This window comes from Exiguobacterium sp. s133 (assembly GCF_018618595.1).
Taxonomy (GTDB): Bacteria; Bacillota; Bacilli; order Exiguobacteriales; family Exiguobacteriaceae; genus Exiguobacterium_A; species Exiguobacterium_A oxidotolerans.
Genome location: NZ_JACSMK010000001.1, coordinates 65715 through 90402, shown reverse-complemented (window position 1 = coordinate 90402; position 24688 = coordinate 65715). Strand labels below are relative to the sequence as shown.

Annotated in this window: 26 protein-coding genes; 24 read left to right on the top strand and 2 right to left on the bottom strand. The window is 48.3% G+C overall.

The window, feature by feature from the left end; genetic code table 11:
- Window positions 1-2: 2 nt before the first annotated feature.
- The 11 genes from aroC (at window position 3) to KNP96_RS00380 (ending at window position 9470) form a co-directional block, all read left to right on the top strand.
- Window positions 3-1157, top strand: coding sequence for a chorismate synthase (aroC, locus tag KNP96_RS00430; protein WP_088837321.1), 1155 nt, complete (start codon window positions 3-5; stop codon window positions 1155-1157).
- Window positions 1154-2212, top strand: coding sequence for a 3-dehydroquinate synthase (gene aroB / locus KNP96_RS00425; protein ID WP_214768566.1), 1059 nt, complete (start codon window positions 1154-1156; stop codon window positions 2210-2212). The genes aroC and aroB overlap by 4 nt, the downstream gene beginning before the upstream one ends.
- Window positions 2203-3459 carry a 3-phosphoshikimate 1-carboxyvinyltransferase gene (gene aroA, locus KNP96_RS00420; RefSeq protein ID WP_088837319.1) on the top strand — a complete coding sequence of 419 codons (1257 nt, stop codon included), beginning with the start codon at window positions 2203-2205 and terminating at the stop codon, window positions 3457-3459. Before aroB ends, aroA begins: the two co-directional genes overlap by 10 nt.
- Before the next feature lie 35 nt (window positions 3460-3494).
- Entirely contained in the window at window positions 3495-4757 is a 1263-nt protein-coding gene (locus KNP96_RS00415) for a tetratricopeptide repeat protein (protein ID WP_029330640.1), read from the top strand.
- Between the two features lie 28 nt (window positions 4758-4785).
- Window positions 4786-5316: a ReoY family proteolytic degradation factor gene (locus tag KNP96_RS00410; protein ID WP_029330637.1), complete on the top strand. Its 531-nt coding sequence runs from the start codon at window positions 4786-4788 to the stop codon at window positions 5314-5316.
- 216 nt (window positions 5317-5532) lie between these two features.
- Complete coding sequence (locus KNP96_RS00405; protein ID WP_029330635.1) at window positions 5533-5973, top strand: DUF2487 family protein; 441 nt, start codon at window positions 5533-5535, stop codon at window positions 5971-5973.
- A gap of 104 nt (window positions 5974-6077) precedes the next feature.
- Window positions 6078-6584: a ubiquinol-cytochrome c reductase iron-sulfur subunit gene (locus KNP96_RS00400; protein ID WP_029330633.1), complete on the top strand. Its 507-nt coding sequence runs from the start codon at window positions 6078-6080 to the stop codon at window positions 6582-6584.
- Window positions 6585-6587: 3 nt separating this feature from the next.
- Window positions 6588-7259, top strand: coding sequence for a menaquinol-cytochrome c reductase cytochrome b subunit (qcrB, locus tag KNP96_RS00395; protein ID WP_012370658.1), 672 nt, complete (start codon window positions 6588-6590; stop codon window positions 7257-7259).
- A gap of 41 nt (window positions 7260-7300) precedes the next feature.
- Window positions 7301-8092 (top strand): menaquinol-cytochrome c reductase cytochrome b/c subunit, encoded by a 792-nt coding sequence (locus KNP96_RS00390; RefSeq protein ID WP_029330628.1) that lies wholly within the window; start codon window positions 7301-7303, stop codon window positions 8090-8092.
- 50 nt (window positions 8093-8142) lie between these two features.
- Entirely contained in the window at window positions 8143-8748 is a 606-nt protein-coding gene (locus KNP96_RS00385; protein ID WP_239456729.1) for a DUF1405 domain-containing protein, read from the top strand.
- 44 nt (window positions 8749-8792) lie between these two features.
- Complete coding sequence (locus tag KNP96_RS00380; protein ID WP_088837317.1) at window positions 8793-9470, top strand: zinc metallopeptidase; 678 nt, start codon at window positions 8793-8795, stop codon at window positions 9468-9470.
- Window positions 9471-9564: 94 nt separating this feature from the next.
- On the opposite strand, the gene KNP96_RS00375 is transcribed toward KNP96_RS00380, so the two are convergent.
- Window positions 9565-10452 (bottom strand): YitT family protein, encoded by an 888-nt coding sequence (locus KNP96_RS00375; RefSeq protein WP_029330623.1) that lies wholly within the window; start codon window positions 10450-10452, stop codon window positions 9565-9567.
- A gap of 178 nt (window positions 10453-10630) precedes the next feature.
- Between KNP96_RS00375 and bshA the strand changes: the two genes are divergently transcribed.
- From bshA to nth, 13 genes are all read left to right on the top strand, one after another.
- On the top strand, window positions 10631-11773 hold the full coding sequence (gene bshA, locus KNP96_RS00370) for an N-acetyl-alpha-D-glucosaminyl L-malate synthase BshA (protein WP_088837316.1): 1143 nt from the start codon (window positions 10631-10633) through the stop codon (window positions 11771-11773).
- Window positions 11760-12890: a CCA tRNA nucleotidyltransferase gene (locus KNP96_RS00365; protein WP_239456728.1), complete on the top strand. Its 1131-nt coding sequence runs from the start codon at window positions 11760-11762 to the stop codon at window positions 12888-12890. Before bshA ends, KNP96_RS00365 begins: the two co-directional genes overlap by 14 nt.
- Window positions 12866-13837: a biotin--[acetyl-CoA-carboxylase] ligase gene (locus tag KNP96_RS00360; protein WP_088837315.1), complete on the top strand. Its 972-nt coding sequence runs from the start codon at window positions 12866-12868 to the stop codon at window positions 13835-13837. The genes KNP96_RS00365 and KNP96_RS00360 overlap by 25 nt, the downstream gene beginning before the upstream one ends.
- Before the next feature lie 239 nt (window positions 13838-14076).
- Window positions 14077-14916 (top strand): 3-methyl-2-oxobutanoate hydroxymethyltransferase, encoded by an 840-nt coding sequence (panB, locus tag KNP96_RS00355; protein ID WP_029330615.1) that lies wholly within the window; start codon window positions 14077-14079, stop codon window positions 14914-14916.
- Window positions 14913-15743 carry a pantoate--beta-alanine ligase gene (gene panC / locus KNP96_RS00350; protein ID WP_214768564.1) on the top strand — a complete coding sequence of 277 codons (831 nt, stop codon included), beginning with the start codon at window positions 14913-14915 and terminating at the stop codon, window positions 15741-15743. The genes panB and panC overlap by 4 nt, the downstream gene beginning before the upstream one ends.
- Window positions 15744-15746: 3 nt before the next feature.
- A complete protein-coding gene (gene panD, locus KNP96_RS00345; RefSeq protein WP_029330611.1) occupies window positions 15747-16130 on the top strand; it encodes an aspartate 1-decarboxylase in 384 nt (127 codons plus the stop codon).
- 101 nt (window positions 16131-16231) lie between these two features.
- Window positions 16232-19045 (top strand): ATP-dependent DNA helicase DinG, encoded by a 2814-nt coding sequence (dinG, locus tag KNP96_RS00340; RefSeq protein ID WP_214768562.1) that lies wholly within the window; start codon window positions 16232-16234, stop codon window positions 19043-19045.
- A gap of 61 nt (window positions 19046-19106) precedes the next feature.
- Window positions 19107-19277 carry a YpmA family protein gene (locus KNP96_RS00335; RefSeq protein WP_012370646.1) on the top strand — a complete coding sequence of 57 codons (171 nt, stop codon included), beginning with the start codon at window positions 19107-19109 and terminating at the stop codon, window positions 19275-19277.
- On the top strand, window positions 19274-19741 hold the full coding sequence (locus KNP96_RS00330) for a hypothetical protein (protein WP_214765099.1): 468 nt from the start codon (window positions 19274-19276) through the stop codon (window positions 19739-19741). Before KNP96_RS00335 ends, KNP96_RS00330 begins: the two co-directional genes overlap by 4 nt.
- Window positions 19742-19755: 14 nt before the next feature.
- The gene (locus KNP96_RS00325) at window positions 19756-20937 is read left to right on the top strand and encodes a pyridoxal phosphate-dependent aminotransferase (RefSeq protein ID WP_029330605.1); all 1182 of its coding nucleotides are present in this window, start codon (window positions 19756-19758) and stop codon (window positions 20935-20937) included.
- A gap of 29 nt (window positions 20938-20966) precedes the next feature.
- A complete protein-coding gene (gene asnS / locus KNP96_RS00320; RefSeq protein WP_152638933.1) occupies window positions 20967-22256 on the top strand; it encodes an asparagine--tRNA ligase in 1290 nt (429 codons plus the stop codon).
- 71 nt (window positions 22257-22327) lie between these two features.
- Window positions 22328-22906 (top strand): DnaD domain-containing protein, encoded by a 579-nt coding sequence (locus KNP96_RS00315; protein ID WP_029330601.1) that lies wholly within the window; start codon window positions 22328-22330, stop codon window positions 22904-22906.
- A gap of 3 nt (window positions 22907-22909) precedes the next feature.
- The gene (nth, locus tag KNP96_RS00310; protein WP_088837310.1) at window positions 22910-23572 is read left to right on the top strand and encodes an endonuclease III; all 663 of its coding nucleotides are present in this window, start codon (window positions 22910-22912) and stop codon (window positions 23570-23572) included.
- Between the two features lie 128 nt (window positions 23573-23700).
- On the opposite strand, the gene KNP96_RS00305 is transcribed toward nth, so the two are convergent.
- On the bottom strand, window positions 23701-24609 hold the full coding sequence (locus tag KNP96_RS00305) for a DUF3800 domain-containing protein (protein ID WP_239456727.1): 909 nt from the start codon (window positions 24607-24609) through the stop codon (window positions 23701-23703).
- Window positions 24610-24688 lie beyond the last annotated feature (79 nt).

Sequence of the window (24688 nt, the reverse complement as noted above, 5' to 3'; positions counted from 1 at the left end):
GTATGCGCTACATGACAGCTGGAGAATCACACGGAAAAGGACTTTCCGTCATCATCGATGGTGTTCCTTCCGGACTAACAATCGATTTCGAAAAAATTCAATCTGAAATGACACGACGTCAAGGTGGTTATGGACGTGGACGGCGGATGCAAATCGAACAGGATGCGATTGATGTTCGGGGGGGAATTCGTCACGGTTACACGACGGGGGCGCCAATCAGTCTGTTTATTGAAAACAAAGACCATACGCACTGGAAACAAGTCATGCAGGCGGAACCGCTCGAGGAAGCGCTTGAACGTCCGCGGACATTGACACGCCCACGCCCAGGACATGCGGATCTTGTAGGTGGCTTGAAGTACGGTCATCGTGATCTCCGTGATGTCCTCGAACGTTCCTCTGCTCGAGAAACGGCGGCCCGAGTTGCAGTTGGGGCAATCGCGAAACAATTGTTGGCACAGCTCGATGTCGATTTGTTTTCCCATGTACGATCAATCGGTGGCGTTGATGCTGAAGCCGTTGATCCGACGACGCGGCGTGAGTTGATTGAAGCTTCTCCAGTCCGTTGTGCAGATGAAGCAGCGACTGAACAGATGATGCGTGCGATCGATCAAGCTAAAAAAGACGGCGACACACTTGGTGGTGAAGTCGAAGTCGTCGTCACGGGACTTGTTCCGGGGATTGGATCATTTACGCAAAATGACATGAAGTTAGACAGTCGGATCGCCCAAGCTGTCATCAGTGTCAATGCGATGAAAGCGGTTGGATTTGGTGATGGTTTTGATTTGGCGCGTCGTCCCGGTAGTACGGTCCAAGATGAAATCATTCATAGTGAAGCAGGTTACTCCCGCAGAACCAATCACCTAGGCGGAATTGAAGGTGGGATGTCGACAGGAATGCCGATTCGGGTTCAAGTTGCGATGAAGCCGATTCCGACATTGTATCAACCCCTGCAATCGGTCGATATTGAGACGAAAGAGCCGTTCACGGCCCAAATTGAACGCAGTGATGCTTGTGCTGTGCCCGCAGCAGCTGTCGTTCTCGAAGCTGTCGTCGCATTCGAAGTCGCAGCCGCGATTCTCGAAATGTTCGGGAGTTCAACGATGGATCGATTAAAACAAACGATAGCTGATTACAAGGAGGAGGTGCGTCTGTTTTGACGCATCTTTGCATCAAAGCGAGTCGCCCGTATCCGGTTCACATCGAGCCGGGTGCGTTGCGACACCTGGCGGAAGTCGAAGAAGCACAGGTAGCAGATCGCTTTTGGATTATCACCGATCAAACGGTCAGTTCCCTTCATTTAGAGACATTGATCAAACACGTCACGACTCTTTTTCCGAAAACAAACTGGATGACGAGTACTGTCGTACCAGGTGAGAGCAGTAAATCGCTCGAAACGTATGCAGACTTGCTTCAAGAAGGCATTGAACGAGGGGTGACCCGTCGTACGGTCATCCTGGCATTTGGTGGTGGAATGATTGGAGATCTCGCCGGTTTCGTTGCAGCAACGATTCTACGGGGCATTCCGTTCATCCAAATTCCGACGACGTTACTCGCGCATGACTCGAGCGTCGGCGGGAAAGTCGGGCTAAATCTATCGTTCGGTAAAAACCTCGTCGGGGCGTTCTATCAACCGAGTGCCGTTCTCTACGATGTATCTTTTCTGAAAACATTACCGGACCGCGAGTGGAGAAGCGGTTTTTTTGAATTGTTGAAACATGGTCTATTGGCAGCGGAACCGTTTGCTGATCAACTGATGGATTTAAAACTGTCCGATATGAAAGAGTTGCCACTCGAATCCTGGATTGCGAAAGGGATTTCCGTCAAACAACGAATCGTCGAACAAGATGAACAAGAACAAGGCATCCGTGCCTTTTTAAATTATGGGCATACATTTGGTCATGCCGTCGAGTATGCGAGTGAGCGTCTCGCGCATGGTGAGGCAGTCGGAATCGGTTTAGTCTTTGCCAAAATGTTAGAGGGACAAGTCGAAGAAGGAAATCAACTGGCTCAATTGTTGACGCGTTTAGGTGTCGAACTACCAAAAAGGCAATCGTTCGAGGTCTATTTCGACTATATGAAACGGGATAAAAAAAATAATCTGTCGATTCGATTCGTCTTAGCAGAAAACGGGAAATTTAACTTAGAGGAAATTCCGGTGGGACGATTGCTGTCCGCCTATGACATGACTGTGAGGTGCTTGAAATGGGATTAAAGGGAAAGGTAAGAGTACCCGGCGATAAATCAATGACACACCGTGCTTTTTTATTTGGTGGGATTGCAAACGGGACGACGACGATTTCGAATGCACTCGAAGGAGCGGATTGTCTCGCTTCACTGAAGGCGGTTGAGGCACTTGGTGCGAAAATCGAGCGTTCTGAAAAAACGATTCAGATTACAGGGACGACTGCATTAAACGAAGCAAAAATCGATTGTGGGAATTCCGGAACGACGATTCGACTACTAAGCGGTATTTTAGCTGGTAGCGAGGCGGCGTATGAATTGACAGGCGATGATTCGTTAAAAAAACGGCCGATGGATCGGGTGACGATTCCACTCAGTCAGCTTGGTGCGAAAATCGAAGGGAACTACGCTCCGTTACGGATTCAGGGGCAACCGCTCGTCGGAACGACGTATACCTTACCGGTCGCAAGTGCTCAGGTGAAAAGTGCGGTCTTACTAGCGGGGTTATTTGCGACAGGTGAGACAACGGTGATTGAGCCGATTTTATCACGCGATCATACGGAACGGATGTTGCCGCAATTCGGCGTCGATGTGACGATCGATGACTTTGAAGACGGACGGCATATTCGTGTCGAAGGTCCTGTTCAACTTACGGCGACGACGGTCGATATACCGGGCGATCCGTCCTCGGCTGCATTTTGGTGGACGGCGGCGGCGATTGGCGAGGACAGTGTCATCACGACGGAACGCGTACTCATGAACCCGACCCGGATCGGATTTTTACAAGTATTACGACAAATGGGTGCGAGCGTCAAAATTTCGAACCGGCAGGAAGTGGCAGGGGAGGAAGTCGCGGATGTGACGGTAGAATCGACTACCCTGCAGGCGATGACGATTGAAGGAGAACAAATCCCTTCATTGATCGACGAGATTCCGCTCCTCGCTTTACTCGCGACGCAAGCGGAAGGAAAGACGATTATCCGGGATGCAGCGGAGTTACGCGTCAAAGAAACGGACCGGATCGAGACGGTCGTCGCGTCACTACGACGACTCGGAGCGTCGATTGAAGCGACGGCAGACGGGATGACAATTGAAGGCCCGACGTCATTAAAAGGGGCGGAGGTCGACAGTGCCGGTGATCACCGTTTGGCGATGATGTTGACGATTGCTAAGACATTGAACGAAGAAATTCAAGTGAACGGGAATGAAGTAGTTGAAGTCAGCTACCCAACGTTCTATGATGATTTAAAGAAATTGCAAGATAACGGGAACGGATAAGTTCCGAATTGAATTTAGAAAGTGAGGCGTTTGCCTTGAACGAACAGGTATTAAAAGAAATCGTCGAAGGGCTAGAACACGGCCATACGTCGGAAGCGTTAGCTTCACTCGAACAACTTGAAAAGACAGGGACCGATGAGGATCGCTTAGCTGTCGCAGATCTTTACATCGAACTCGGACTCTCGGACCGGGCAGTCGATATCTTATCGCCTCTTTACGTCGATTATGCGGGGAATGCTGGCGTCGCTTTATTGCTTGCCGAATGTTATATCGATCTTGATAGAGAAGAAGAAGCAATCACCGTCCTTGAACAAGTCGATAAGACGGATAGCGAAAATGGACCTCGGACATTAGTGTTGTTAGCGGACCTTTATCAATCACAAGGACTCGACGAAGTAGCGCTCGCGAAATTAAAAGAGGCACGGTCACTTGCGCCGGATGAACCGTTGCTCGCTTACGGACTGGCTGAACTCTATATGACACTTGGAGCATTTGATCAAGCGGTCCCATTGTTCGCTGAAATTGCAGCTGTTCCGGCATTAAGAGAAGAATTGCCACTGGATGCCCTGTACGCCGAGTCGCTCGCAATGATCGGTGAATTCGAAGAAGCGATTCCCTTATATGAACGTGCAGTCGCGGAACGGTCTGACTTGCATACGCTGTTTGGACTTGCGATGACCGCCCACCGCGTCGGACTACACCAAAAAGCGGTCGAAACGTTCCAACAACTGATTGCCCAAGATCCAGATTATACGTCGGCTTACGTGCCTTACGCCGAGAGTCAAGCAGAACTCGGCTTGACGAAGGAAGCGTTGAATGTCATTAAGCAAGGGATGGAGCGAGACGATTATAATGATGAGCTCCGGACGATGGAAGCTTTATTCCTCTTGAAGTTAGGAGACCGCCAAGGGAGTGTCAACGCCTTACGTGAAGCCCTTGCCCTTAACCCGGAATCCTTGCTCGCTGCGGAACGTTTACTTGCGCTCCTCGCTGAAGATGAGGACCATGAGGCGACGATTGAAACGATTTCAGCAATCGAAGAACACGTCACGGCACCAATCTTGACGTGGTACCGTGCTCGATCACTCTATGCGCTGGAAGATTATACGAATGCAATGAAGCAGTATGCTCAAGTTGAATCTGCATTCGCGGATGATGCCCTCTTCTTGAAAGAATATGGTTTCGCATTGGTTGAAGAAGGACGACGTGAAGAGGGACAAGCATTGTTGCGTCGGGCAGCGATGTTCGCTCCAGAAGATGCTGATCTCGTCGATTATGTCGAACGGATGGATAGTTGATTCGATTGGAGAAGGGAGTAGGATTGAGATGACAGAGAGAAAACAGCGTTTCTTGCGCCGCATCTTGACCTATTACACGTTGAAGCGTCGGGAATCCAAATGGATCCTTGATTATTGGCTTCGTAATGATGCGAAACTGGATCAAGTTCATTTTGTTCAAAATGCGATGTTCGCGCCAAAAGCAATCATCATGACGACATACGGGTTTGACGCTGAACCGTTTCTCTTTAAAAAAGGTGAGGTTAAAACGACTGACCCGGAAAAGGCATATCACGACATCCGATTGACGGACGAACCGATTTATATCGAGTTAAATTTTCAAGGGATGATGATGGATGATGAATACTTGTCCCTACTTGAAGAGAACCCGTTTCGTCCGGAGGTCACTGTTGAACCACGATTAGCGGACGAAGCGATGAATTTCATCGCGGCGACGGTCAATCGGCAAGAGGAAGAGCGATTGATTCGTTTGATTGATGAAGCACTTGATGCACGCGATCGGAGTCGTTTTCAATCACTCTCGGAAGAATTACGGACGATTCGGAGCCAACTCCAATAACTAAAATACACTTTTCAATCTTCATACGCGTTCGTCTGCAGTCATCCTCTTCGGATAAAGAAGAGGATGATTTTATTTGAGTTTGAAAAAAACCTAAATATGAAGAAAAATAGAATGGAATTTCATAAAACGTTCACATTAAGCGAGCAGTAATAAAAGCGGATATGATACATTAAATGTGACGAAATGTAAGTGAACAGGAAAGGGGGAAATGATTTGCGTTTCAAACCATCCGATGTTCAAAGGACGAGAAACGAACAAGCGTATATCGATACGTTGGTCGTCCCATTGATACCGATCGGATTTGATGAATCGATGCATGCTTTTGCGGAATGTGCTGACATGACATTGACGGTTGCGTCAGAAGTCGAACGGCAACTGTCCGGTCGGGCGATGCTCCTTCCAGCAATGACGTATGTCGGTATACCGTCACTCGATCAATTGAACGGTTGGCGGGAAGCGGCATCTGCCGAGCAATTCCGTTTTGTCACGTTCATTACGGCAGATTTACGCTGGAAAGACACAGCGGTCGACGACATCGTCTATGTTCCACGATTATCGCTCGAGACGATGAGTCGCGACCAGCAAGGTCAGATGGTCGGGAATTTTGTAGGACAAGTTCTCGAACAGTTAGGAAACCGTTGGACCGCGCTATGAAGCGGTTGACGCGATGATTTTATTAAGATACTATTACCATGTGAGAAATTTGTGTGAAGTACAGTGGTCTTGGGGCACGGCGTACATCACAAGGGGGGATCGATATGGCTCAAAACGGGTCTAACGTAACACGTCGTCAATTCTTGACGTATACACTGACTGGAGTCGGTGGCTTTATGGCAGCGACGATGGTCATGCCGATGGTCAACTTCGCAGTTGATCCGGTCCTGAAGAAATCAGGATCAGGCGATAAAGTAAAAGTAATGAAGTTGTCGGACATCACAACAGAACCAAAACGGGTCGACTTCAAGAAGCAAACACAGGATGCTTGGTATGATTTCGAAGAAACATTATCAGCATGGGTCTTCAAAAATGATAAGGGCGAAATTCTCGCACTATCACCGATCTGTAAGCATTTAGGATGCCAAGTCAGTTTCGGAGCAGATCCGACGCACCCAGAGCAATTCTATTGCCCATGTCATTTCGGACGGTACACGAAAGATGGCGTCAACGTACCAGGAACGCCTCCGACGAAGCCGCTTGATGAATATGAAATGCAAGAGAAAGATGGTTTCCTCTACTTAGGTAAACCAGTCGAAAGAGGTGCGTAAGCGATGATGCAAAAAATCTATGATTGGATTGATGAGCGGGTTGATATCACTCCGCTTTGGCGAGATATCGCCGATCATGAAGTTCCAGAACACGTAAACCCTGCCCATAACTTTTCAGCATTCGTTTATTGTTTTGGCGGGTTGACGTTCTTTACAATCGTCATCCAGATTCTTTCAGGGATGTTCTTGACGATGTATTACGTACCAGATATCATCAATGCCCATGCGTCAGTGTACTATCTTCAAAACGAAGTCGCACACGGTCAAATCGTTCGTGGTATGCACCACTGGGGCGCATCAGTCGTCATCGTAATGTTGTTCTTACATACATTACGCGTCTTCTTCACAGGATCATACAAAAAGCCACGTGAATTGAACTGGGTCGTCGGTGTCCTCTTGTTCTTCGTTGTCTTAGCACTTGGTCTAACCGGATACTTGTTGCCTTGGGACATGAAAGCATTGTTCGCGACGAAAGTTACGATTCAAATCGCGGAAAGCATACCGGTCATCGGTGGCATCGCGAAGACGCTCCTCGCGGGTGGAGAAATCGTCGGTGCAAGTACGATTGCTCGATTCTTTGCGATTCACGTCTTCTTCCTTCCTGCGGCATTGTTCGTCTTGCTCGGGGCCCACTTCATGATGATCCGTAAACAAGGGATCTCTGGACCACTTTAAACCGACAATCAACTTAGGCAACCTAAAAGGGGGAGAACACGATGCATCGTGGTAAAGGAATGAAATTCGTCACCGATTCACGGGTGTCGATCAATAACCGGATGCCGAATAAGTCGAAAGACTATTCTGAGTATCCAGGTCGGACGGAAGCGTTCTGGCCAAACTTCTTACTTCGCGAATGGATGGTAGGAGCGGTCTTCTTGATCGGCTTCATGACGCTGACAATCGTTGAAGCAGCACCACTACAAAACATAGCTGACCCGACGAATACGTCGTACATTCCACTTCCGGACTGGTACTTCCTATTCCTCTATCAGCTCTTGAAATATCAATTTGCTGCCGGTCCGTACATTTTGATGGGAACTGTCATTCTTCCAGGTCTTGCTTTTACGGCGTTACTCGTAGCACCGTGGCTCGACCAAGGGATTGAACGTCGCCCGGCAAAACGTCCAGTCGCAGTCAGCATGATGTTACTCGGAATCGTCTCAATCATTTTCTTGACTTGGGAATCTGTTCAAACAACACACTGGGATACAATCCATAAACAAGGTGAGTTGACGATGAACGAAGGTCCTGAAATCGATACAGCGGCGAAAGGGTATGAAATTTACTCGAACCAGTCATGTGTCAACTGTCATGGTAAGAACCTCGAAGGTGGAGCAGCCGCTCCTGCCCTCGTCGGGACACAAAAGACAGAAGATGAAATTTATGAAATCGCAGATAAAGGTGTCGGTGCGATGCCTGCTGGACAGTACAAAGGTTCAGATGCAGATCGTAAAGAACTCGCTAAATTCATCGCTTCTTACGGTGAAGGCGGAGAGAACAATAAATAAGAGAAGAGCCGGGGGAATGATTCCTCCGGCTTTTGTCTATCATGAGGTGAATGAATGTGCCGTTTTTGCAGATTTTAAAACATAAAGCCCTCCTTTGGCCGCTCGGATTAATCAATCTAGCGGGAACGTTATACGGCTATTATTGGTATCAACCGCAACTCGAGACGGCGAAATGGTACTATTATCCGTTCATCCCGGACAGTCCGACGGCGTCGCTATTTTTTACGATTATCGTGTTTTTATGGATCTTCAATCGTCGTTCCCGACTGTTTGAAGCGCTCGCGTTCGTCACGTTGATTAAATATGGTGTTTGGGCCGTCGTCATGAATGCCTTGATGCTTCAAGAACTCGGGACAGGTAACAGTTATTTGACGGCAATGGCACTGATGTTGATGGTCTCGCACGGCGCGATGGCATTCCAGGCACTGCTTTATGTTCCATTCATGACGTTTCGCGTCAAGGAACTTGTCCTTGTCTCGATTTGGGTCATCCATAACGATGTCGTCGACTACGTGCTCGGTCAGTGGCCACGCTATCCGGCGCTCGCGGAGTACATCCAGTGGATTGGCTATGGTTCGTTCTGGTTGACGGGATTATGTATTTTGATGGGATATTTCTTTGTCGCACGCGATTCGATTGACAATAAGGTCGCTTGAACGTAAAATAAGGATATAATCTTTTAGGAAAGGACAGATGTTACATGGCTAACTATCTGATTTACCTCGCCATCATCATCATTGTTCCCATCTGGGCACAAATGCGAGTCCGAAAAACGTATAAAAAATACCAAGAAGTTCCGATTCATAGTGGGGTGACAGGCGCTCAAGTCGCTGACTTCATCATGAAACAGAATGGGATTACGGATGTCCGTCTCGAAGCAATCGGCGGAACGATGTCCGATCATTACGATCCGACGAATAAAGTCGTTCGTCTTTCGGAAGATGTGTATCATGGTTCAACGGTTTCTGCCGTTTCGATTGCAGCGCACGAAATCGGGCACGTCATCCAAGATGCGACGGACTATAACATGATGCGTGTCCGTCACCGGATTGCACCGGTTGCGTCAATTACGTCGAATCTGTCATTCCCGTTATTACTCGTTGGTTTCTTCGCTGGGATGACTGGTCTTGCGATGCTTGGTGTCATCTTGATGCTCGGTGCCGTCGTCTTCCAGCTCGTGACGTTGCCGGTTGAGTTCGATGCGTCGAAACGGGCGATGGCTCAGTTAACGGAACACGGGATCATCGATGCGGAAGAAGAGCGTGGCTCACGCCGTGTCTTGAACGCCGCCGCCTGGACTTACGTCGCTGCGACACTCGTCGCTGTCGCCGAATTCCTCCGCCTCGCTTTGATGGTCTTTGCACCGTCTGACGAGTAATTCAAGAGTAACGCGTACAAATTAATAAAAAATAAACACCCGGCTGGTTCGATCTTCTTCTTCAGAATCGAATCAACCGGGTGTTTTTTTGTTTTTACGTTTCCTTGATCGGAACACGATTTTCATCGAACGTAAATCCTTCGCCGGTTACTTCATACACATCATGGAGTGTGATGAAAGCATGTTGGTCAACTGTTTTGACGAGCGTCTTCAACCGGGTGATTTCATTGCGGGCGACGACGACATACAAGACTTCAAGGTCGCGACCGGAGAATCCACCTTTCGCGAGTAACCGCGTCGTTCCGCGGTTCATCGTCGCGTGAATCCCGTCGGCGATCTCCGTCCGGTGATCACTGATGATCATCGCGGCTTTACCAGCATACGTTCCTTCCTGCATCCAGTCGATGACACGGGCCCCGACGTAGACGGCAAGCAACGTATACATCGCCTGTTTGTAGTCGAGATATGTCAATGAAGCGACGATGACGAAAAAATCAAAAATCATGAACGTCCGACCGATCGACCATCCGAAATACCGCTTCGTCAGTCGGGCGATGATATCGACCCCGCCCGTCGTCCCGCCGTTGTTGAAGATGATGCCGAGGCCGACACCGATGAAGACACCGGCGAACAACGAAGCGAGCACCATATCGTCTTTCAACATGATTTCAAGCGGTGAATATTTGGCGATTAGGCCGTACCAAAGAGAAAAGCTGAACGTGCCGATCAAGGTATAGATGAACGTCGTCCGCCCGAGCATTTTATAGCTGACGAAAAATAACGGGACGTTTAAGACGAGGTTCGTAATCGACGGGGATAAACCGAACAAGCCCTTTAAAATAAGGGTGATTCCCGTGAATCCACCCTCAGCTAACTCATTTTGAACATTAAAATGATAAATGCCGAACGCAAAGATAAATGATCCGATTAAAATCCAAAAAATATTTCGGAAGCGAATCGGAAATTGAAATGGGGGTGCCATAACAGGTTGCTCCTCTCTAACAAGACTCTTTCTCTAGGGTAACGGTAGACGTTGAAAAAGACTAGCTTTTCTACGGAAATCTCCTTGGAAAGTGGTCGATGTAGTTTTTAAGAGGCGTTTTGTTTACAATTGAATCGAGAAGACAAGGTTAACCTAATTAAAGAGAGAGTGATCTTATATGAAAAAATCGATTGGAATCCTTTGTTACCCGTCCGTAGGCGGAAGTGGTGTCGTCGCGACGGAACTCGGGATGAAACTTGCAGACCGTGGGCATGATGTCCACTTCATTACATCAAGCATGCCGTTTCGCTTGACGGAATATCGTCCGAATATCACGGTTCACCTCGTAGAAGTCAACCAATATTCTGTATTTAAATATCCGCCTTATGATATTACATTGGCTTCGAAAGTCGCAGAAGTCATCGATGTGTTCGATCTCGACATCATCCATGCCCACTACGCCGTCCCGCATGCCGTCTGTGCAGAGCTCGGACGCAATATGGCGAAGAAGAAAGGCGTCGCTGTCGTGACGACTTTACATGGAACGGACATCACGGTCATCGGTCAAGACTTAGAGATGCAGCCAGCCATCCGTTACGGAATCGAAAGTTCGGATGCTGTGACGGCCGTCTCGGAAAGTCTTGCTCTTGAGACGAACATGACGTTGCATGCCGAGTACGATATTGACGTCATTGCGAACTCGATTGATGAGAGTGTGTATTATCCGATGCGCGACGAACGTCTAAAACGACATTATGGGATTGAGCCGGGAGAAGTCGTCGTCATACATATTTCGAACTTCCGCCCCGTCAAACGCATCGATGATACGCTCGTCGCATTTGCAATTGCTGCAAATAATCGTGACATGCGGCTATTACTCGTCGGAGATGGTCCGGAGATGGGGCAGACGCGCCGCCGGGCAAAAGAACTCGGGGTCTATGAAAAAATCATCTTTGCCGGAAAACAAGAACATGTCGCCCAGTTGCTCGCAATCAGTGACATCCATTTATTGTTGTCGGAAAAAGAAGCGTTCGGACTCGTCGTCCTTGAAGCGATGGCGGTCGGAGTCCCAAGTGTCGTCTCGAATGCCGGTGGCTTACCAGAAGTGATCCAAGACGGACAAACCGGATTCATCGTTCCGACGTATGACGTCAAGGCAGCGGCGGAACGAATCGGCCAGTTAGCCGATACACCCGAGTTACGCGAACAGATGGCGGATGCCGGAATTCGCGATACACGGCAACGGTTCGATTCAAATGAAATCGTCCGGAAGTATGAACAGGTCTATGAACGGGTGTGTGCACGATATGAAAATGTCTGAGCTGGCGAATACGATCATTGAAACAATCGAACGTGCAGGTGGCGAAGCGTATGTCGTCGGTGGAGCTGTTCGCGACACGTTACTCGGACGCGTGCCTGGCGATTATGATTTAGCGACGTCACTCTTACCGGACGAGGTCATCCCGTTGTTTCCGGTCGTCATCCCGACCGGACTCGAGCACGGGACGGTGACGATCGTCTTAGAACACGTACCGTTCGAAGTGACGACGTTTCGTTCCGAGTCAACCTATAGCGACCGCCGTAGACCAGACCACGTGACACTTGGCGTCTCACTGGAAGAAGATTTGACACGACGTGATTTTACGATCAACGCGATGGCGTTAAAACCAACCGGGCTCGTCGATCTCTTTGGTGGACAATCCGACCTTGCGAGCAAAATCATTCGAACGGTCGGCCGGCCAGAAGAGCGCTTCGAAGAAGATGCCTTACGGATGATTCGTGCCTTTCGCTTCATGAGTCAGCTCGAGTTCTCGTTAGACGGTTTGACGGAGCGGGCCATCGCGAAGCAAGCGGAGATGATTCAACACGTCGCAATCGAACGTGTCGCGATTGAGTTCGAAAAACTGCTCCTTGGACCGGGGCGTGTTGCAGCGTTACAAGCGATGTTACGCACAGGACTCGCGACCTATCTTCCACACGTCACTTCAGAAGTGATGGGACGATTAGCACAATCATCATTACAGGGTGTCTCGACAGAAAATGTGTGGACGCTGCTGCTCGACGCCGGGTTTCCGCAAGAACGGTTACGTGTCTTTAAACGTTCGAAAAAACAGGAGCAGCGGGCAAAACGACTCGTAGCGCTTGTTCGACTGGAGCAACTAACGGACTGGCAACGGTATACATTGACGGACGAGGAACTGCTCGTCTTAAATCAAATGACAGGTCGGAGTCACGCAGACCGGACAACTTTAGCGATCCGCTCGTTAAAAGATTTACGAGTCGGCGGACGCGACATGATTGCTGCCGGGCTGAAAAAACAAGAAATCAAAGAAGCACTCCATTATTTGGAACAGCATGTCGTAAACGGACACCTTGAAAATCAACGGTCGATTCTGTTAGAGGAAGTGAGCAAATGGAAAAATCAACACGAGACGTAATCTTGCAACGATTGATGCAGACGGATTGGATTTCAGGTCAAGATTTAGCTGACCAGTTAAATATTTCACGTACCGCTATTTGGAAACAAATTGCGTCTTTAAAAGAAGCAGGGTACGCGATTGAATCGAATAAAAAAACCGGGTACCACCTCATCGATCGTGGTGATCATTTAACAGCACTTGCAATCGAACAGTACTTACAGACGAAATTTTTCGGACGTGATATTTTTCATGTCGAGGAGACGGAGACGACGCAACGGATTGCGCATGATTTAGCACAACAGCAGGTCAAAGAAGGGAAACTCGTCGTCTGTGACTACCAGACGAGTGGGCGCGGACAGCTCGGTCGTGTTTGGCACGAGACGAAAGGAAACGGAATTGCGATGAGTTTGATAGTAAGACCAGACGTCCCGCTCGATCAAGCAGGACAATTAACACTCGTGTCTGGCATTGCCCTAGCGACATCTTTACGTGAGTTCGACGTGCCAGTGACAATCAAATGGCCGAATGATTTATTGATTGATGGTCGAAAGGTCGCAGGGATTTTGACGGAAATGCAGACGGAAGCAAACCGGATCAGCTCGGTCATTATTGGAATTGGAATCAATGTTCACCATGACGTCTTTAGTACGGCAATCGCTGATCGGGCGACGTCCCTTAAACTCGCGACCAATCGAACGTTTCGGCGGGCAGAAATCGTTGCATCCTTCTTAAATCAGTTTGAGCAGATGTACGAACGGTGGTTGGTCGATGGATTCGGCTCTTTTGTCGAAGCGTGGGAACATCTTGCGGATAAGCTCAATCAACCCGTTACACTACGCTCGCGTCAACAAACCTTGTCTGGTTATTTGCGCGGAATTCGCGCCGATGGAACGCTGATGGTCGAAACGGACCAAGGAATGGAAGCATTCCATTCGGCGGAACTCGTCTACTGGACAGAAAACTAAAATCCCGACGTTTGCAGTTGCCAATTTGAATCATGTATAATAAAGCGAAGGATGATAGCCGTTAGGAGTCATACCGGTAGAAAACTTTTTTTATCGCTAGTACGACCTGCCTTGATCCTATTTCGGACAGGGACAGAAGGACGATGTTGCACTTATTCACGCCTTCTTTCCTATGGGTATTTTTAGGAAGGAAGGCGTTTCCTTTTGTCCTCTCTACACTAACGAAGGAGAGAACACACATGCACACAATGACACCTTTACTAAAAAAACAAGCAACGGGAGAAAAACTCGTTATGTTGACGGCGTATGATTATCCGTCAGCGAAATTAGCAGAAGCAGGAGCCGTCGATCTCTTACTCGTCGGTGATTCACTTGGAAACGTAATTTTAGGATATGATTCGACGATTGCCGTGACGGTTGAGGACATGATTCATCATGCACGGGCGGTCCGCCGTGGGGCACCGAAGACATTCATGGTCGTTGACATGCCATTCGCAAGTTACCACGGTTCGTTCGACCGGACGCTTGATGCTGCGGCACGTATTTTTCAAGAAAGTCAGGCCGATGCCTTAAAACTTGAAGGTGCTGGGGACATCTTGACGACGATTCGTCGCTTGACGGACGCAGGGATGCCTTGTGTCGCACATCTTGGATTGACACCCCAATCAGTTGGCGTACTCGAAGGTTTTAAAGTACAAGGAAAATCGCTTGCAGCAGCGGAACAGTTGATTGCAGACAGTTTAGCAGCGGAACAAGCCGGTGCGAAGATGCTCGTCCTGGAATGTGTCCCGCACCAACTTGCGAAACGAGTCAGCGAATTACTTCAGATTCCTGTCATCGGGATTGGTGCCGGCGTTGATGTCGATGGACAAGTCCTCGTCTACCATGACATCCTGACATATGGTGTCGGACGTCTACCGAAGTTTGTTAAAGCGTATACGGACTGGAATACGTCAGGGACAGCAGCGATTGCTAGCTACGTCGAAGAAGTAAAACAAGGTGTATTCCCATCTATTGAACATACGTTCACGATGGATGAAGAATTGATCGATTCGCTTTATGGAGGCGGTAAAGAATGAAAGTCATTCAAGACATCGACGAACTACGGCAAGAATTAGCAGCCTATGACTCGATTGGTTTTGTACCGACAATGGGGTTTTTGCATGAAGGTCATGGTTCGTTACTCGAACAAGCACGACGTGAAAATGAGATTGTCGTGTTGAGTATTTTTGTCAATCCGACGCAGTTCGGACCAAACGAAGATTTAGAACGGTATCCACGTGACGAACAACGCGATCAACAACTGGCGGGTGCGGCAGGCGTCGATTATGTATTTTATCCGACGAATGAAACGATGTATCCGCTCGATATGGCGCGCGTGACGGTCAGAACGGGCGACGACGTCCTTTGTGGTGCGTCACGACCAGGACATTTCGATGGCGTCTTGACGGTCGTCAGTAAATTGTTGAACATCGTCCACCCGACCCGTGCCTATTTCGGACTGAAAGATGCTCAGCAGTTAGCCTTGATTGAAGGATATGTTGCAGATTATTTCGTCCCGGTCGAGATTAAACGGTGTCCGATTATCCGGGAAGCGGACGGTCTCGCAAAGTCCTCACGAAATGTCTATCTGTCTGAGCAAGAACGCAGTCAAGCACCGCGTTTGCAACAAGCTCTCCAGCAAGCAAACGCGTTACTTGAAGCAGGCACAGCCGTCGAGGAAGTCGTCGAACGGACGAAAGATGCTTTGCATCTTGAAGGAACGGCGCTTGATTATGTCGAAGCGGTCGACTATCCGACGCTCGGACCGGTTACATCAGAAACGAAAACGATTTTATTAGCCGTCGCGGTTCAGTTTGAATCAGCGCGCTTGATTGATAATTTACTTTATACGAGAGGAGCATGATTTATGTTACGGACATTCATGCACGCTAAACTACACAAAGCTCGAGTGACGGAGGCGAACCTCCATTACGTCGGTTCCATCACGATTGATGAAGATTTGCTTGATGCGGTCGGAATCTTTGAAAATGAAAAAGTTCAAGTGACGAACAATCAAAACGGTGCCCGGATCGAAACATATGCGATCAAGGGTGAACGTGGCTCCGGTGTCATTTGTTTGAATGGTGCGGCAGCTCGCCATTTCCAAGTTGGAGACGAAGTCATCATCATGGCATATGCACAATTGACGAATGAAGAAATCCTCGTCCACGAGCCGAAGGTGGCTGTTCTCGATGAAACGAATAACATCAAACAGATGCTTTCTCAAGAAATCGCGCATACGATCTTATGAAATTCAGAGACCCGGAACACATTCGGGTCTCTATTTTTGTTAAGATGAAACATGAGAAGTTCGATACGTAACAGATGGATGGTTAAAGGTGGAGATAAGTCGTGGAGAAGAAGTATGTGGTGATCGACCTAGAGACGACAGGTCATTCGATTAAAGCTGGAGATGAGATGATTGAAATCGGCGTAGCGGTCGTCGAACAAGGGCACGTGACGGAACGTCTGTCGGCTTTCGTTCGACCGAAAAATCCGATTCCGCCGTTCATCTCGCAATTGACAGGAATATCCGATTTAGATGTAAGGGACGCAGACACATTTGATGTCATTGCACCGCGCGTCCTCTCGATGTTAGATGGTGGAGTGTTTGTCGCGCACAATGTCCAATTCGATTTAACATTTTTAAATGAAGCGCTTGAAGAAGAAGGTTACTTACCGTACACGGGTCCCGTCATCGATACGGTCGAACTGGCACGGATTCTATTACCAACGGCAGAGAGTCACTCCTTATCGCACCTGACGGAAAGTTTACAGTTGACGCATCAAGAAGCTCACCGGGCGGGCAGCGATGCAGAAGCGACGGCAGAATTATTACTCGAACTGTTAAGTCGACTTCGCGAGCTACCGCTTGATACATTAAAACAGTTGCGTCGCTTAGCCCCAAAATTATTCAGTGCGATGGAAGAAGAGATTGATTTTGCGATTCAAGCAGTCGGCATCGAGACAGACGATCGGTTCGATTCGTTCCGAAAGATTGCGCTGAAAAAACGTCTTGATCCGGAACTGATGCCGCACCGGTCGGAACTCCAGCCATTCGGACCGTTCGTTGATCACTTGAATCAAGAGATCTTTCCGAAGCTGTTCAGGGGTTATGAGCAACGAACCGGTCAACTTGAGATGATGCGTCATGTCTATCAATCACTTGATCAAGAAGTACCATTGCTCGTCGAAGCTGGGACGGGTACCGGAAAATCTCTTGGCTATCTTGTTCCGGCGACACATTATGCGATTGAACACGAGACGCCGATTATCGTCAGTACACATACGATTCAACTGCAAGAGCAACTGTTCGCCCGTGATTTACCGCTGTTGCGTCAACTGTTCGATGCCCCAGTCGACATTACATTGCTCAAAGGGCGGAACAATTATATTGATTTACGTAAATTCGAGTTTTTCCTGAATGAAACAGAAGAACCGTATAATTTTACGTTAGCGAAAGCAACATTGCTCGTTTGGTTGACTGAAACGACGACGGGAGACTTGGAAGAAGTCAGTCTTCCCGGTGGAGCAGCACAAGGGAACATCGCCATCAAACAGTTGATCCAGTCGGATAGCCAGTCGCAACTCGGGCGATTCGATCCATGGTTTAGCCGTGACTTTTTCCAACATGCCGTCCGTAGAGCGAAGGACGCGACGATCATCGTCACGAACCACGCCTTATTGTTTAGTGATATTCAGTATGAGGCGGGTGTCTTACCGAAAGGCTGTCCGTTGATTTTAGATGAGGCCCATCAAATCGAGGAAGTCGCGAGCCACCATTTCGGACTCGTCTTCGACGGGCATTCATTCGACCGGATTTTTAGACAACTCGGATTCTCCGCGGATAAAAAACTATTGACGCGTCTCGTCAGCCTCTCCGATCAGTTTGATTTGACGGAGATGGTCGAAGCGCATAGTGAAGTGATTGATGAGACGATGACGGAGCTAATCGAAGAGGCAGATAACCTGTTGATGATCATCCAAGCCTATGGACTTGATCTCTCTTCCCGGAAAGAGCGACGGGAAGGACGTGTCACAGTCCGCTTCAAACGACTCGATCATTCGATGCGGGCCGTTCAGGAAAGTGCGAAACGGGTCGAATTGGTCTTACGTCGATTACGACAAGCGATTCGGGCGATTCATAAATTATTCCACGATCAACGCGAACACATGAGTTACCGGGAACGGTCCGTCGTCGCGGATCTCAAATCCGTGATCGGTCAAATCGAGGATGTCGAGAATGCGATTTTTGAGACGATGCTCGCGCCTCATGATGAAACAGTATCCTGGATTGAGACGACTGCAAAAAATCGGAAGTTGACACGGATTTATACGCAACCAATCGATATTTCAGAACGCTTATACCGGGATGTCTTCTCGAAACGGACGAGCATTTTGACATCCGCGACGTTGACGGTCTCGAACAAGTTTCAATTCATTGAAAAGCGGCTTGGTTTAAGCGAACTCGAGACACGGCGGTTCATTGTCCCGTCACCATTCGGGTACGCGGAAAAAGTCCGGCTGATGGTTCCGACGGACTTGCCGTTACTGCAGGACGTCCCACCTGCGAAATATGCTGAAACGATAGCGGAAGCCATCATCGAAATCGCTGAAGTGACGGAAGGGCGGATGCTCGTTTTGTTCACATCCAATGACATGTTGCGACAAACGCATGATTCGACGAAGCAGGCACTTCCGGCACGATTTACGTTGCTGTCGCAAGGAATCACACAAGGATCCCGGCAGCGCTTGATGAAACAGTTTAAGCAACTCGATGCCTGCATTCTTTTTGGGGCTGCGAGTTTTTGGGAAGGGATCGATGTTCCGGGTGACGACTTAAGTTGTCTTGTCATCGTTCGTCTACCCTTCGCACCGCCTGACCAACCCATCGTTCAGGCACGATCGGAACAAATCGAACAACAAGGTAAATCTTCGTTTTTTGAATACAGCTTACCGCAAGCGATCATTCGTTTTAAACAAGGGTTCGGTCGTTTGATTCGAACGACGAATGACCGTGGTGTCGTGTTCGTGTTTGACCGTCGAATTGAGACGACACGTTACGGAAAACGTTTTGTTTCAAGTTTGCCAAATGTGCCTGTTTTATCAAAACCACTTCAAGAATTGACGGCAGAACTCGAATTGTTCTTGAATGATACGGATTGAGTCTATTAAAATAACCATTATCGCATTATAATAGGTTAAGAAAAATGAGGGAGGATATAAGATGGATTCGAAAATCGAGACACTCGCAACGGTCAAGGTCAATCGCCATGACGATACGTACAAAATCGTAGACTTATTGAATCGCACGTTAAAAACGGAGGACTTAATGTTTGGTTTAGCTCTAGATGAGAAAGACAAGGAGCAGATGGTCTTCACCATCTACCGCACATGAAGTGGAAAATCGCCATCGGTTTGATTTCGGTCGTTCTTTTGATTACGCTAATCGGTACAGGAATCTACCAGTTAACGGTTGGTGAAGCAAAGGGGCGAGAACAAGAAGTCGTCAAGCGGGCAGAAAAACGTTTAACACAAGAAATAGCCCCGGACGCCGTGACATTCGAAAATGTCTTTAACGGAAAAGACCAGTACACCGTCTTCTCGATTAAAAAAGAGGGAGAGGCGTTACGCGCTTTTGTCCCGTCAAAAGGTAAGATTGAGACACGCCCGGTTAAAGACGGCATTAAGGTAGATGAAGTCATTCGTCAAAGTGGAGATCAAGGAAAAATCGTTTCCACGAAATATGGTTTCGAAGATCGCGCCTTAATTGAGATCGTCGCGGAAACCGAGACGGGCTATGAATATTCGTACTATACGTATCAAGAGGGATCTTTCATCAAACGACTACGGATTAACTAAAAGGAGTGTGCGACATGTTATCAAAACGCGTACAACAATTGACGCCTTCTACAACGCTTGCCATCACGGCGAAAGCGAAGGAACTGCGGGCATCCGGTCAAGATATCATCGGTCTTGGGGCTGGTGAACCGGATTTCAACACGCCGGAGTTCATCATTCAAGCGGCATTTGCGGCAGCAGAAGCAGGCGATACAAAGTATACGCCTTCAGGCGGAACGGTTGCGTTGAAAGACGCGATTATCGAGAAGACACGTCGCGATTTATGGGTATCGTATGATCGCTCGGAAGTCATGGTTGCGTCTGGTGCGAAACATGCTTTATCGACACTCTTCCAAGCCATTCTCGACCCGGAAGATGAAGTCATCGTTCCTGCTCCGTACTGGGTCAGCTACCCTGAGCAAATCAAGTTGAGTGACGGCGTACCGGTCGTTTTAGAGACGACGGAAGCGTCACGTTTCAAGGTGACACGTGAGTTGCTCGAGCAACACATCACACCGAAAACGAAAGCAATCGTCTTGAACTCACCTTCGAACCCGACAGGTATGGTCTACACGAAAGAAGAGTTAGAGATGGTAGCAGAGATGGCGATTCAACATGACATTCTCGTCATCAGCGATGAAATTTATGAGAAATTACTGTATAACGGTGTGACGCACTTATCGATTGCGACACTTCCAGGAATGCGGGAACGGACAATCATCATCAATGGTGTCTCGAAATCGCATGCGATGACGGGCTGGCGGATTGGTTATGCGATCGGACCGAAAGCAATCATCGGCGCAATGACAAACCTTGCGAGCCATTCGACGTCGAACCCGACGTCAATCGCGCAAGCTGCTTCTGTCGCGGCCTACGAAGAAGGGGATGCCCCGGTCGAAGCGATGCGTGTCGTGTTCGAAGAACGACTCGAACAAATTTACGAACGCTTGATTCAAATACCTGGTTTGACGTGCTTGAAGCCGGAAGGTGCCTTCTACTTGTTCCCACATGCCTTAGAGGCAGCGAAGATGTGTGGTTATGCAAACGTCGATGACTGGTGTACAGCCGTCTTGTCAGAAGCAAAAGTAGCCTTGATTCCAGGTTCAGGATTTGGTGCGCCGGAATATGTACGTCTATCGTACGCAACAGACCCGAAGCGTGTCCTAGAAGCGCTCGATCGGATTGAAGGATTTATCGCGGCTCGTACAGCCGTTTAACTTAGAGAGGATGTTGACTTTTGAAAGCAATGATTCGAGATGTAGCAAAACATGTGGGAGAGGAAATCACGATTGGCTGTTGGTTAGCGAACAAACGTTCAAGCGGTAAAATCGCCTTCCTTCAGTTACGTGACGGTTCCGGCTTTATGCAAGGTGTCGTCGTCAAAGAAACGGTCGGAGAAGACTTATTCAAAACAGCGAAAGGTCTAACGCAAGAATCATCACTTTGGGTGACGGGAGTCATCAAATCAGATGGTGAGCGAACAGCACTTGGACATGAGATGGAGATCACTTCAATTGAAATCATCCATGAAGCAATCGACTACCCGATTACACCGAAAGCACACGGAACAGATTTCTTGATGGACAACCGTCACCTTTGGTTGCGGTCAAAACGCCAGCATGCCGTCATGGTCGTTCGAAATGAATTGATCCGTGCGACATATGAGTTCTTTAACCAAGAAGGGTTCATCAAAGTCGACCCACCAATCTTGACGGGCAGTGCACCGGAAGGAACAACCGAATTGTTCCAAACGAAATACTTCGATGAAGATGCGTACTTGTCACAATCGGGTCAACTCTACATGGAAGCGGCAGCGATGGCGCTCGGGAAAGTCTTTTCATTCGGTCCGACATTCCGTGCTGAAAAATCAAAAACACGTCGCCACTTGATTGAGTTTTGGATGATGGAGCCGGAGATGGCGTTCTACGACCACGAGATGAACCTCGAAGTCCAAGAAAACTATGTCTCGCATCTCGTTCAGTCCGCCTTGAAGAACTGTAAAGCGGAACTCGAGTTGCTCGGGCGTGACTTGACGGTTCTTGAAACGATTCAAGCACCATTCCCACGCGTCCGGTATACGGAAGCAATCGATATGTTGAAAGAGCAAGGATTCGATGACATCGAATTCGGAGATGATTTTGGTGCACCACATGAAACAGCAATCGCAAATAGTTTTGCCCGCCCGGTCTTCATCACGCACTGGCCGAAAGCCATCAAACCGTTCTACATGAAAGAAGATCCGGAAAACCCGGGATTCGTTCTGTGTGACGACTTGATTGCACCGGAAGGATACGGCGAAATCGTCGGTGGTTCGCAACGTGAAGAAGATTACGACAAACTGCTTGCTGATATGAAAGAACATAACTTGGATGAGACAGGCGCCTATAAATGGTATCTTGAAACACGCAAGTATGGTTCAGTACCGCACAGTGGCTTTGGTTTAGGACTTGAACGGACTGTCGCTTGGATCACGGGCGTCGAGCACGTTCGGGAGACGATTCCATTCCCACGTCTACTCAACCGGTTGTATCCGTAATTTAGACTGAAATCGACCCATCGTTTAGACGGGTCGATTTCTTGCTTAGACTAAAGAATCGAGGAAGTGTCATGAATCATAATTTAATCCAACTTTTCGAAGAAGGGACCGTCGTGCTTCCGAAACGATTGTTCACGGAAGCGAAGCGGCTTGGAATCAGCTTCGTCGAGTTTACGTTAATCGGTCAACTGTTCGCTTGCCGTGCGGAAGGGATGGAGATGCCTTCACCGGAAGAATTGAGCAATCGTCTCGGGCTGTCCGAGACGGAAACGATTGAGACGACGCTCGGTTTGTTACAGAAGGGGTTGCTGGCGATGGAAAACGTCGCCGGATCGGAACGCTATTCGTTAGTTCCACTCTATGAAAAATTAATGGCACCACCGGAACAAGAGGCGCCGAATTTCGATACGATCAATCCATCGGTCTTCCAACAATTTGAGCGGGAACTCGGAATGATGTCGCCGTTTCAAATGGAACAAATCATTCAGTGGCTGACGATTGAAAACATCGCGGAAGAGCTAGTCCTTGCTGCGCTTCGCGAAGCCGTCTACCATAACGTCCGGAAGATGACCTATATCAATCAAATTTTGCGGACGTGGGAACGCGAGGGTATTAAAACACTCGAAGATCTTGCGACGAGAGGAGGGTGAATCATGTTACGAGTAGCTGAAATCGACCGGATTGAATTGACCCTCGAAGAGATGTTTCCGGACGCTTTTTGTGAACTGATTCATAAAAATCCGTTTGAACTCGTCGTCGCCGTCGCCTTGAGTGCGCAAGCGACGGACGTGCTCGTCAATCAAGTCACGCCGGGATTGTTTGCCGCGTATCCGACGCCAAGCGACCTAGCCACTGCACCGGTCGCTGCCATCGAAGAGAAAATCAAACGACTCGGTCTCTATCGCAATAAAGCGAAAAATATCAAAGCACTCGCGGAACGCCTCATCACGTTGCATGAAGGCGAAGTACCAACGGACCGCGCCGGACTCGAAGCGTTACCCGGCGTCGGGCGAAAAACAGCGAACGTCGTGTTATCGGTTGCATTCGATGTCCCGGCATTCGCAGTCGATACGCATGTCGAACGGGTTTCGAAACGACTCGGTATCTGTCGCTGGAAAGATAATGTCACACAAGTCGAAGCGACGTTGATGAAACGATTCAAGCGGGAACGCTGGTCGAAGCTTCATCATCAATTCATTTTTTTCGGACGGTATCACTGCAAGGCGCAACGTCCGCACTGCCTTGAATGCCCATTACTCGACATGTGTCGGGAAGGAAAAAAACGGACGAAAGGGACAATCATCCCTGTCGATTAACGAAGAATTATTTAAATGATGCTTGAAAGCAAAAAAAGGATAGCGCGTTTCCGGAAGAAACCCCAGAAGCGTGCTATCCTTTATTCGTGTGAAATAAAATGTCTCTTGTCCATCATACGCGCGTATGTTTAACCATTCCAAGGCGTATCGGACCATTCCCGACGCTTTTTCGTGATCGGAACTTTTTTGAATCCCCAGTTTCGGAAATCTTGATCGGGACTATCGCGACGAATGTAAATTTTTTCTTTGATTGCTTTAAAGATTCGGTTTTCGTCCCCGTAATGGACAAACCGTGGTTTCACCTCAATCACGCCACGACGTACGCGTGAAAGGGGAAGACAGACGAGGTCAGCAATCTCAAGACCGGATTGGTAGAGGTCGCTATCCTTTTCAGCAAAGATGAAGCCTTTAATTTTTTGACGACTTTTTTCGACGTCAAGGTGGACCGTCCCCGAGTTAAAGATATCGAAGAACGCTTTTTGAATTAATAAGTTTTGATAATCATCACGACTTTCGAGGACGACACGAGCACTCGTCGCTTCCGTCTCCTCTAAAAAAGCGTAAAAAGATTTCATCAAGTGGGCAAAGGCGACGACGTAAGGATCTTTTGGTGTCGAATAAAAATCTTGCAGCTTCTGTTTATCGACTTCGACACTGACAATCGTACAGTCGATATCGACTAGGAAGTCAGGTAATGCGACCCAAAAATGACGTAACATATCAATCGTGATCCCGTCTTCTTTGCCGTAAGGATGCTCCGCCTTTAAAATTTCTTTTAAATGGAGTGGAATGTGTGGATCTTCAAACACACTCGACTTAAATTCCATCAAGCGTTTCCGTAAAGGGCTCGGTTCACCCGTTTCGTCCGAATCGATGGCATATTTGTATTCCATCAAGACACCTGTCAAATTAAATTGCGTATTCCCTTTAGGTGTCCCCGTCTCATCGACGAACATGACGTATTTTTTCGCAGTGTTGTTCGACGCTCTAGGAATCATTTTTGATTCATGGCGCGAATTCGATTTAGGTGTTGCCAATCAGATTCCTCCTCGCGCGGTTCTACAGGACCAGTTGTAACTGTCTCCCACACTATACTGTGTACGACAAGTATACCAA

Excerpts from the sequence above, each read along its gene's own strand:
- aroC (WP_088837321.1), top strand. The coding sequence starts at position 3 with ATGCGCTACATGACAGCTGGAGAATCACACGGAAAAGGACTTTCCGTC.
- aroA (WP_088837319.1), top strand. The coding sequence starts at position 2,203 with ATGGGATTAAAGGGAAAGGTAAGAGTACCCGGCGATAAATCAATGACA.
- KNP96_RS00410 (WP_029330637.1), top strand. The coding sequence starts at position 4,786 with ATGACAGAGAGAAAACAGCGTTTCTTGCGCCGCATCTTGACCTATTAC.
- KNP96_RS00400 (WP_029330633.1), top strand. The coding sequence starts at position 6,078 with ATGGCTCAAAACGGGTCTAACGTAACACGTCGTCAATTCTTGACGTAT.
- qcrB (WP_012370658.1), top strand. The coding sequence starts at position 6,588 with ATGATGCAAAAAATCTATGATTGGATTGATGAGCGGGTTGATATCACT.
- KNP96_RS00390 (WP_029330628.1), top strand. The coding sequence starts at position 7,301 with ATGCATCGTGGTAAAGGAATGAAATTCGTCACCGATTCACGGGTGTCG.
- KNP96_RS00385 (WP_239456729.1), top strand. The coding sequence starts at position 8,143 with ATGAATGTGCCGTTTTTGCAGATTTTAAAACATAAAGCCCTCCTTTGG.
- KNP96_RS00380 (WP_088837317.1), top strand. The coding sequence starts at position 8,793 with ATGGCTAACTATCTGATTTACCTCGCCATCATCATCATTGTTCCCATC.
- KNP96_RS00375 (WP_029330623.1), bottom strand. The coding sequence starts at position 10,452 with ATGGCACCCCCATTTCAATTTCCGATTCGCTTCCGAAATATTTTTTGG.
- bshA (WP_088837316.1), top strand. The coding sequence starts at position 10,631 with ATGAAAAAATCGATTGGAATCCTTTGTTACCCGTCCGTAGGCGGAAGT.
- KNP96_RS00365 (WP_239456728.1), top strand. The coding sequence starts at position 11,760 with ATGAAAATGTCTGAGCTGGCGAATACGATCATTGAAACAATCGAACGT.
- KNP96_RS00360 (WP_088837315.1), top strand. The coding sequence starts at position 12,866 with ATGGAAAAATCAACACGAGACGTAATCTTGCAACGATTGATGCAGACG.
- panB (WP_029330615.1), top strand. The coding sequence starts at position 14,077 with ATGCACACAATGACACCTTTACTAAAAAAACAAGCAACGGGAGAAAAA.
- panC (WP_214768564.1), top strand. The coding sequence starts at position 14,913 with ATGAAAGTCATTCAAGACATCGACGAACTACGGCAAGAATTAGCAGCC.
- panD (WP_029330611.1), top strand. The coding sequence starts at position 15,747 with ATGTTACGGACATTCATGCACGCTAAACTACACAAAGCTCGAGTGACG.
- KNP96_RS00335 (WP_012370646.1), top strand. The coding sequence starts at position 19,107 with ATGGATTCGAAAATCGAGACACTCGCAACGGTCAAGGTCAATCGCCAT.
- KNP96_RS00330 (WP_214765099.1), top strand. The coding sequence starts at position 19,274 with ATGAAGTGGAAAATCGCCATCGGTTTGATTTCGGTCGTTCTTTTGATT.
- KNP96_RS00325 (WP_029330605.1), top strand. The coding sequence starts at position 19,756 with ATGTTATCAAAACGCGTACAACAATTGACGCCTTCTACAACGCTTGCC.
- asnS (WP_152638933.1), top strand. The coding sequence starts at position 20,967 with ATGATTCGAGATGTAGCAAAACATGTGGGAGAGGAAATCACGATTGGC.
- KNP96_RS00315 (WP_029330601.1), top strand. The coding sequence starts at position 22,328 with ATGAATCATAATTTAATCCAACTTTTCGAAGAAGGGACCGTCGTGCTT.
- nth (WP_088837310.1), top strand. The coding sequence starts at position 22,910 with ATGTTACGAGTAGCTGAAATCGACCGGATTGAATTGACCCTCGAAGAG.